The organism is Pantoea sp. CTOTU49201, from assembly GCF_032054795.1.
In the GTDB taxonomy this organism is placed as follows: Bacteria; Pseudomonadota; Gammaproteobacteria; order Enterobacterales; family Enterobacteriaceae; genus Pantoea; species Pantoea symbiotica.
In genome coordinates this window covers 1-7,798 of sequence record NZ_DAMBSA010000079.1, presented here as the reverse complement: position 1 = coordinate 7,798, position 7,798 = coordinate 1, and the positions used below count along the sequence as shown (strand labels likewise).

The following is a 7,798-nucleotide window of genomic DNA, read 5'->3' as shown; positions in this document are numbered from 1 at the left end:
GCCTGGGCTTTCTGTGCAGCTGGCTTGGTTGCTTTTTTGTGATGCTTTTTAGCGGCCTGAGCTTTCTGTGCAGCTGGCGCTTTCTTCTCTACTTTCTTGTGTTTCTTAGCAGCCTGCGCTTTCTGAGCAGCTGGTTTTTTGTGGTGAGCCATTTTGTGTTTAACTGGCGCAGCAGTTGTGGTTGCAGCAGCAGCTGGAGCAGCAGTTGTTTCAGCAGCGAAAGCAACAGAAGACATACCCATAGCAGCGGCGATCACCAGTGCAAATAATTTTTTCATTGCAAAATCCTCGAACTATTTTTTCATGTGTAGCCCACTGCGGGGCCGGTGAAAACACTATATGAAAAACAATTCAGGCTTTCCGTGAGGCATTGGTATCGGCGTGTAACGGATTGTACAAAGTGGGGTAAAGGAAGTGAAAAGGGCGGCCGCATGGGCCGCCGCGCAGTTTACTCAGACAGATAACGTTGTTCAAGGTGCTGACGGAAATAGTGCGGATTCAGCGCTTCGCCGGTGGCATTGATCAGCAGTTGCTGCGTCGGGAAACGGCTGCCGTGCTGCCAGATGTTCTGCTGTAACCAGTCAAACACCGGCTGCAAATCACCTTGTTGGATCAGCGTTTCGACCTGCGGAATCGCACGCTTCACCGCCTGGAACAGCTGGGCCGCGTACATCGCGCCCAATGTGTAGGTTGGGAAATAGCCAAACGCGCCGTCGGTCCAGTGAATATCCTGCATGCAGCCGTCGCGATAATTACCGCGTGTATCAATGCCCAACGATTGCTGCATCTTCTCGTCCCACAGCGCCGGGATATCATCCACTTCAATCTCGCCCTCAATCAGCGCGCGCTCGATCTCGTAACGTAAGATCACATGCGCCGGATAGCTCAACTCATCGGCGTCGACGCGAATAAAGCCCGGCTTCACGCGCTGTGTCTGACGGATAAAGTTGTTTAACTCCAGCGCAGGCTGATCGCCCATCAGCGCCACCACCTGCGGATGTATATGCTGCAGGAAGGCTTTACTGCGCCCCAGCTGCATCTCCATAAACAGGCTTTGAGATTCATGAATCGCGGTAGAACGCGCCTGTGCCACTGGCTGACCGCGCCACTGTTTTGGCAAATTCTGCTCGTAACGCGCATGGCCGGTTTCATGGATCACGCCCATCATGGCGCTGAGGAAGTCGTTCTCGTTGTAACGCGTGGTAATGCGCACATCTTCCGGCACGCCGCCGCAGAATGGATGCGCACTCACATCTAACCGGCCGTGATTGAAATCGAAGCCCAGCGTTTTCATCACGCTCAGGCCCAGCTGTTTCTGTGATTCAATGGCAAACGGACCCACCGGCTGCGCGATCGGCGTTTGCTGCTGCTTCGCCACTGCTTTTTGCAACAGGTCGGGTAGCCAGCTTTTCAAATCGCCAAAGGTTTGATCCAGCTGCGCGCTGGTCATGCCCGGCTCAAATACATCCAGCAGCGCGTCGTAACGCGATACGCCGAGCGCATCGGCACGCAGCTGCGCCTCTTCACGGCTCAGCTTCACCACTTCTTTCAGATTGGCAGAGAAACCTTGCCAGTCGTTCGCTGGACGCTGCTGACGCCAGGCGTGCTCACAGCGTGAACCGGCCAGCGACTTGGCTTCCACCAGTGACGCAGGCAGCAGCGTGGCTTGCTGCCAGGCGCGCTGCATCTCGCTCAGGTTAACCTGCTCGACATCATTCAGAGATTCCTGCTGCGCGGCATCAAACAGCCCGCCGAGGCGTTTATCGGTCAGCACTTCGTGCATGAACACGCTCAGTTCGGCCATCGCTTCACCGCGTGCCTGGCTGCCGCCCGGCGGCATGGTGGTTTGCATATCGACACCGGCAATGGCGCCTAAATGGCCAAAGCGGGAGAGACGCTGAAAAGTGCGGCTAAGTTCTTGATAAGCTGAAGTCACGTAAAAAGCTCCTTATGACGGTAAGCGTGGCGCAATGTCCCGCAAGGGTAGATCAACCGGCCAGCAAAAGCGAACGCTGGCGCCGCCGAGCGGGCTGCTCTCAATCGAGACATTTCCCTGCATCGCCAGCGCAATAGAGTGGACGATCGCCAGACCCAAACCACAGCCGCCGGTGGCGCGATCGCGGCTTGGATCGAGGCGAACAAAAGGTTCAAACACGCGGGCGCGCTCTTCCTGCGGAATGCCCGGACCGTCGTCTTCCACCTGCAAACAGCCCAGCGCGCCATCAAACCATAAGCTGACGCGCAAGCGCTGTTGCGCATAGCGCAGGGCGTTGTTCACCAGATTATCCAGTACGCGCTCCATCAGGCGCGTATCGGCGCTGCCGACGTTCTCCAGCTGCGGGATATCCAGCGCAATCTGCGTCTGCGGGTTCATGGTTTGCACATCTTCGATATGCACACGCAGCCATTGCGCCAGATCGAAGGATTGCAGATGGAGATCAACGCGTGGGCGATCGAGGCGCGCATACGTCAGCAACTCCTCAATCAAACTCTCCAGCTGACCCACATCGCGGTTCAGCGCGGCGGATTCCGCATCGGTAAGGTTATCGCTCATCTCTAGCCGGTAACGCAGCCGCACCAGCGGCGTACGCAACTCGTGCGCGATGCCGTCAATCAGCTGTTTCTTACTGGCAACCAGCGTGTTGATGTTCTCCGCCATCTGATTAAACGCCACGCCAAGACTGTGCAGGCTGGAGGTGCTTTCAAAATGAGTGCGCACATCGAGTTCGCCACGGCCAAAACGCTCGGCGGCTTTCTCCAGCCGTTGCATCTCTTGCCAGTGCGGACGTAGCCAGATAAATACCGGCAGCGCCAGCGACATACCAATAAACGCCAGCAGCGCAATATCGAGAATGCGCATCTGGTGCAGATAGAAAAGGTAGGGGATCGGGCCGACGGAAAGCACGTAATGGCTGCGCGGAATATGCTGTAAAAAGGTGTACTGATCGTCAATCGCCACGATTTCGCCGGCGCGCAGGCGCTTCATGTCGGCGTCACCCAGTTGATATTTGCTCATCGGCTCAATATTCAGATCAAACGACAGATCGAGATCGAGGCTGCGAATGGTTTTGCTCCAGTCGCGCGGCGGGATCTCGCGCAGTTCGCTGCGCATCAAAAACAGCGAACTGGCCATCAAATCGTTCATCGACTGGCGTCCGGCGCGTTCGGCGGTGAATTTGTACACCAGCCCAACCAGCAACGTCATCACCAGAAAACAGACGAACAGCAGCAAATAGAACTGAATAAAGAGCTTTCTCATGCGGAACGGGTATCCCAGGCCTGCGGCGCGAACAGATAGCCTTTGTTGCGGATGGTTTTGATGCGGAACGGCTCGGTGGCGCTGTCGTACAGTTTTTTGCGCAGGCGAGAAATCGCCACATCAATGCTGCGATCCATGCCATCGTAGGTGACGCCGCGCAGGGTTTTCAGCAGCGCATCGCGATTGAGGATTTGCCCGGCATGATTCGCCAGTTCCCACAGCAGATCAAAATCGGCGGTAGACAGTACAATATTCTCCTCAAACAGCGTCACCTGACGATTGAGCGAATCGATGGTCAGTGAACCGAAACGCAGCACGCGCTGCGAGCTTTGAATGGCGGGCGTGACTTCCGGCTGACCGACGTGCGCCTGACGCAGATGCAAACGCAGGCGCGCCAGCAACACCGCTGGCGGCGTGGTTTTGAGGATGTAATCGTTAGCGCCCATTTCCAGCGACAGAATATGGTTCATGTCGCTGTCGAGCGAGGTGAGCAAGACAATCGGACCTTGCCAGCTGGCACGCAGATCGCGGCACAATGTCATGCCATCCTTGCCGGGTAACATGATATCCAGCATCACTAAATCGGGATCGTGCAGGGCGATGGTGGCTTCAGCGCGGTCACCGCGCGTTTCAACAATAACTTCAATATCGTGGCGGCCAAGGTAAGCGGCGATCAATTCGCCTACTTCTGGCTCATCTTCCACATAGACGATTTTGTTCATAATTCACTGTGACGGATGAGAATGCCAGCAGCATAGCTTTTCCTGGTCCTGAGCTCTACGTTACCGCACGAAATATCCCTGCGTTACTGGTATGTATACCGTGAAATGTGCCATCATTAGCGGCGCGTTGTAGCGCAAGGTTCGGAACCGTAACGAAAAATAGGAGGAGTGCGAGAGTGTCTGATAAAGAGCTGGCTTCAGCCGGATACAGTGATCGCATCTGCTTCAATTACAGTGATTTTCTCTCCGCTTCCTGCAAAAAACGCTGGAGTTTTGTCGATGCCATTTATGGCGTGATGCCTATTTTTGGCATGGTGACGCGTAAATCGGCGCATAACCTTCAGGCCAGCGACGATCATCTCAAAGAATTAGCATTACAAATCATTTCAACGCAGGTGAGCGACGAGATTAATATCGCGCGCCTCATCACGTTGGCCGAGCAACAGCACATCAGCCGCTTTGATATTCAGCTGCCATATCCGCTGTCAGCCGAGCAGCTTGACGCTATTCATCAGGAATACCGTAAACCGCTCAATCTGACACAGCAGGATGACCTGCTGTGCGTTTCCATTCCCGTTCAGCCGCACTAATTCGTTAGCTGCCACATGGCGGGCAGTGACGCCGCAATCAGCAACACAATCGCAATGCGCTCCAGCTGTGACAACACCTTGTCGCCACGGCCGCCGCGTCGTGCGTAAAGGAACAGCAGCAATCCGGGCGCATAAAGTACCACTGAAAGCAGCAGATGCAAGGGACCCGACGCATACAGCAGCCAGATGCCATACGCGCTGGCACCAATCCCGGTAAACATCGCCCAGGGTTTGTTCTGCCCGCGCACCACTTTAATCAGATACAGACCGACCAGCAGATAGGGCACTAAAATCATTTCTGAAGCGATGGTCAGCAGCGTGTTGTAATCCGCGCCGGTTAAGGCGATCAAAATCAGGCAAACCTGCACGCTGCCATTGGTCAGCCATAACGAAGCAGAAGGCGAGTTGTGGCGATTCTGACGCGCGATGCTGCGTGGGAAAGCACCTTGTTGCGCGGCGAGGAACGGCACTTCAGCGGCCATTATCGTCCAGCTCAGATAAGCGCCACACACTGAAATAATCAATCCGACCGCAATCACCGCATCGCCCCAATGACCCAGCAGATGCTTCATCAAACCGGCCATGGAAGGATTGCGCATCTGTGCCAGTTCGGCTCGCGGAATCACGCCTAACGACAGCAGCGTAACCAGCAAATAGACCAACAGCGCGGCCAGCACCGCCATCAGCGTAGCGCGTCCGACATCCTGCTTATTTCGCGCTCGCGCTGAAACTACCACCGCGCCTTCCACACCAATAAACACCCACAAGGTGATCAGCATGGTTTGCTTCACCTGCTGCCACAGCGGCTGACCGAGCTCGACACCGCTGAAATCAAAGCGGAAGCGATCGTAGTTGAATGCCAGCAGCGCCAGCACCACAAATAGCAGCAGCGGCACCAGCTTTCCCAGCGTTGCCAGCAAATTAATGCTGGCCGCAGTTTGCACGCCGCGCAGCACCAGGCAATGCACCAGCCACAGCAGCACCGATGCGCCAAGCATTGCTTGCCACGTATTGCCATCGCCAAACACCACGCGATCCGGCGTGTCGGTAAAGAAACTCAATGCCGAGAAGACAATCACCAGATATGAGACGTTGGCGATTACCGCACAGAGCCAATATCCCCACGCCGAGCAGAAGCCCATCAGTTCGCCAAATCCGGCGCGCGCATAGGTAAAGATGCCGCCATCCAACTCGGGTTTTAACCGTGTCAGTAATAGCATGGCAAGCGACAGGAAGATGATGCCAACGCCGGTGATCAGCCAGCCGATCAGCAGCGCCGCCGGGCCGGCAACTGCCGCCATGTTTTGCGGCAGGCTGAACACGCCAGCGCCCAGCATTGAGCTGAGTACCAACGCGGTGAGCGCACTAAGACCTAATTTTTTATCCAAAACGCCCATCCTAAGCAGCAGAGTATGCTGGTTGGTGGCGATTCCGCTGGAGTCTCGCGTGGCAGTTAGCCAACTTTGAAACGGAATCCCCTAAAAACAGGCGGCAGATTTTACGGAGTGCAAAGGGGGAAGGCAATGCAAGACTATGCAAATCTGCGCACAGATTATGCAGTCAGTATGAAGGAGATTTTGAAAAGGGCGACGGACGCCGCCCTTAATCGGAATTACTTGAACAGATCCGCAGTGACGGTCAGGTTGCCGCCGCTCTGGTTCTGCCATTGACGCGTGATGTGATAGTACTTAGCGCCTTTTTCTACGGCACGTTTACCAACCGCTTCAGAGACTTCGGTCGGAGTACCGAAGTGATCGGAGAAAGTGATGGTGTCAAACGGCTGCATCTGCGCTGCGGTAATCGCATTCACTTCCTGCACGCTGCGGCCATCGGCGGTTTTAACCGTGTAACGTTGGCCAGTTGAGCTCTGGGTTTCGAAGAAACGGCCTACGTTACGGCTTGGCGTCTCGGAAGAGGCCACGCCAGGAATCGCCACTTTAGTTGCGGCGGCGCCGCCAGCGGCCAGTGCTGCTTTACCGGCTTCAGAATCCGCTGGGATCGAATCAGAGGTGTTCTGAACTTTACGCTCAGGCGCATCTGCCTTGTAAACATAGGCGGTTACGTACTGGTTGCCGCCGTTGTTGGCATCAACCTGACGCACAATAAAGAAGGATGCGGCACCTTTATTTTTGGCTGCCTTGGCAATCGCTTCATTAACATCTGGCTGGCTTGAGAAGAAACCATTAACCGATACGGTATCGTACGGCTCAAGGCGATACGCTTCTGCTTTCGGCAACTCTTTCACGCCGGAGAAGCTACGATATTTGGTGGAGTCATCTGCTTTAGGTGCGTTGGCTTTATACAAATCAGCCGTTACGCGCCAGTTACCGCCGTTGCCGTTGGTATCATTGATGCCCTGTACATAGAAAGAGTCAGCGCCTTTAGCATCAGCCTCTTTGGAGATGGCATCAGTTGCATCGCCAATCGCATTGAAACGGCCGCTGATATTAATACGTTCGAATGGTTTCAACGCGGCCGCTTGCTCTGGCGTTAACTCTTTAGCAGCAAACGCATTTGCCGCCAGCAGTGATAACAAGGTTGACGCCAGAATGGTGTTCTTCAGCTTCATAAAAATGATCCTTCGCCTTACGCAAAATGAGTACGAAAACGTGCTGGACTCTTGATGTATAACAGATTAGCCGCTGATTATTGCATGTAATAATCGGCCTGTCTCAGCCAATTTAAGCGCATAACATTGACAATCTCTGCCATTTATTCATCGACCTGTCATTGACTTCTGTTACGGCTCTTTTTTGCACAGATAACCACTTATTCTGGTAACACTTAGTGCCATAATAGTTATCGCATTGTTAAATAAAGGTTTTTAATAATACTTAATTCGACATGACACGATTTTGCGCAGCAGAATATTTTTTAATAAACATCAAATGCAGTAGCAAAACGTGGCATTCAATCTTTGCGTCTGAATATTTGTGTGAATGTCATAAGTAGGCGTTATCGCTGTGGATCACTCTTCATATTTTCAGTAGGTTATAAAGACTTTGTTACATTGTGCATTTTGCTCATAAAAAGCTGAAACACTGTTTCGGCTTTTGAGCTTTTTGCCACTTACAGAACCTCATCCTTTAATTGTTGAAAGGAAACAGTATGTTAATTGGGATACCCAAAGAACGGTTAGCCAATGAGTCGCGCGTGGCCGCCACGCCAAAGACCGTTGAGCAACTGATCAAGCTGGGATTTAGCGTCACCGTTGAACAGAGCGCAGG

Annotated in this window: 8 protein-coding genes; 2 read left to right on the top strand and 6 right to left on the bottom strand. The window is 53.8% G+C overall.

Annotated elements, in window-relative coordinates; all coding sequences use genetic code 11:
- The 4 genes from asr to rstA all read right to left on the bottom strand — a co-directional run.
- On the bottom strand, positions 1-278 hold a 278-nt coding region (gene asr, locus RTY00_RS08120; RefSeq protein ID WP_312664071.1), incomplete at its 3' end, for an acid resistance repetitive basic protein Asr.
- Between the two features lie 170 nt (positions 279-448).
- Positions 449-1,936: a carboxypeptidase M32 gene (locus RTY00_RS08115; RefSeq protein WP_312664070.1), complete on the bottom strand. Its 1,488-nt coding sequence runs from the start codon at positions 1,934-1,936 to the stop codon at positions 449-451.
- 12 nt (positions 1,937-1,948) lie between these two features.
- Positions 1,949-3,259, bottom strand: a complete 1,311-nt coding sequence (gene rstB / locus RTY00_RS08110) for a two-component system sensor histidine kinase RstB (protein WP_008106406.1) — start codon at positions 3,257-3,259, stop codon at positions 1,949-1,951.
- On the bottom strand, positions 3,256-3,981 hold the full coding sequence (rstA, locus tag RTY00_RS08105) for a two-component system response regulator RstA (protein ID WP_008106404.1): 726 nt from the start codon (positions 3,979-3,981) through the stop codon (positions 3,256-3,258). Before rstA ends, rstB begins: the two co-directional genes overlap by 4 nt.
- Positions 3,982-4,157: 176 nt before the next feature.
- Between rstA and RTY00_RS08100 the strand changes: the two genes are divergently transcribed.
- Positions 4,158-4,571 carry a hypothetical protein gene (locus tag RTY00_RS08100; RefSeq protein ID WP_008106403.1) on the top strand — a complete coding sequence of 138 codons (414 nt, stop codon included), beginning with the start codon at positions 4,158-4,160 and terminating at the stop codon, positions 4,569-4,571.
- Here RTY00_RS08100 and RTY00_RS08095 read toward each other — a convergent pair.
- Positions 4,568-5,959 carry an amino acid permease gene (locus RTY00_RS08095; RefSeq protein WP_312664069.1) on the bottom strand — a complete coding sequence of 464 codons (1,392 nt, stop codon included), beginning with the start codon at positions 5,957-5,959 and terminating at the stop codon, positions 4,568-4,570. The genes RTY00_RS08100 and RTY00_RS08095 overlap by 4 nt on opposite strands.
- A gap of 224 nt (positions 5,960-6,183) precedes the next feature.
- Positions 6,184-7,140 (bottom strand): DUF1471 family protein YdgH, encoded by a 957-nt coding sequence (gene ydgH, locus RTY00_RS08090; RefSeq protein WP_312664068.1) that lies wholly within the window; start codon positions 7,138-7,140, stop codon positions 6,184-6,186.
- 539 nt (positions 7,141-7,679) lie between these two features.
- Here ydgH and RTY00_RS08085 point away from each other — a divergent pair.
- Positions 7,680-7,798 (top strand): hypothetical protein (locus tag RTY00_RS08085; protein WP_312664075.1); only part of this gene is annotated, 119 nt, incomplete at its 3' end.

Coding starts and splice junctions, on each gene's coding strand:
- rstB (WP_008106406.1), bottom strand. CDS start 3,259: ATGAGAAAGCTCTTTATTCAGTTCTATTTGCTGCTGTTCGTCTGTTTT.
- rstA (WP_008106404.1), bottom strand. CDS start 3,981: ATGAACAAAATCGTCTATGTGGAAGATGAGCCAGAAGTAGGCGAATTG.
- ydgH (WP_312664068.1), bottom strand. CDS start 7,140: ATGAAGCTGAAGAACACCATTCTGGCGTCAACCTTGTTATCACTGCTG.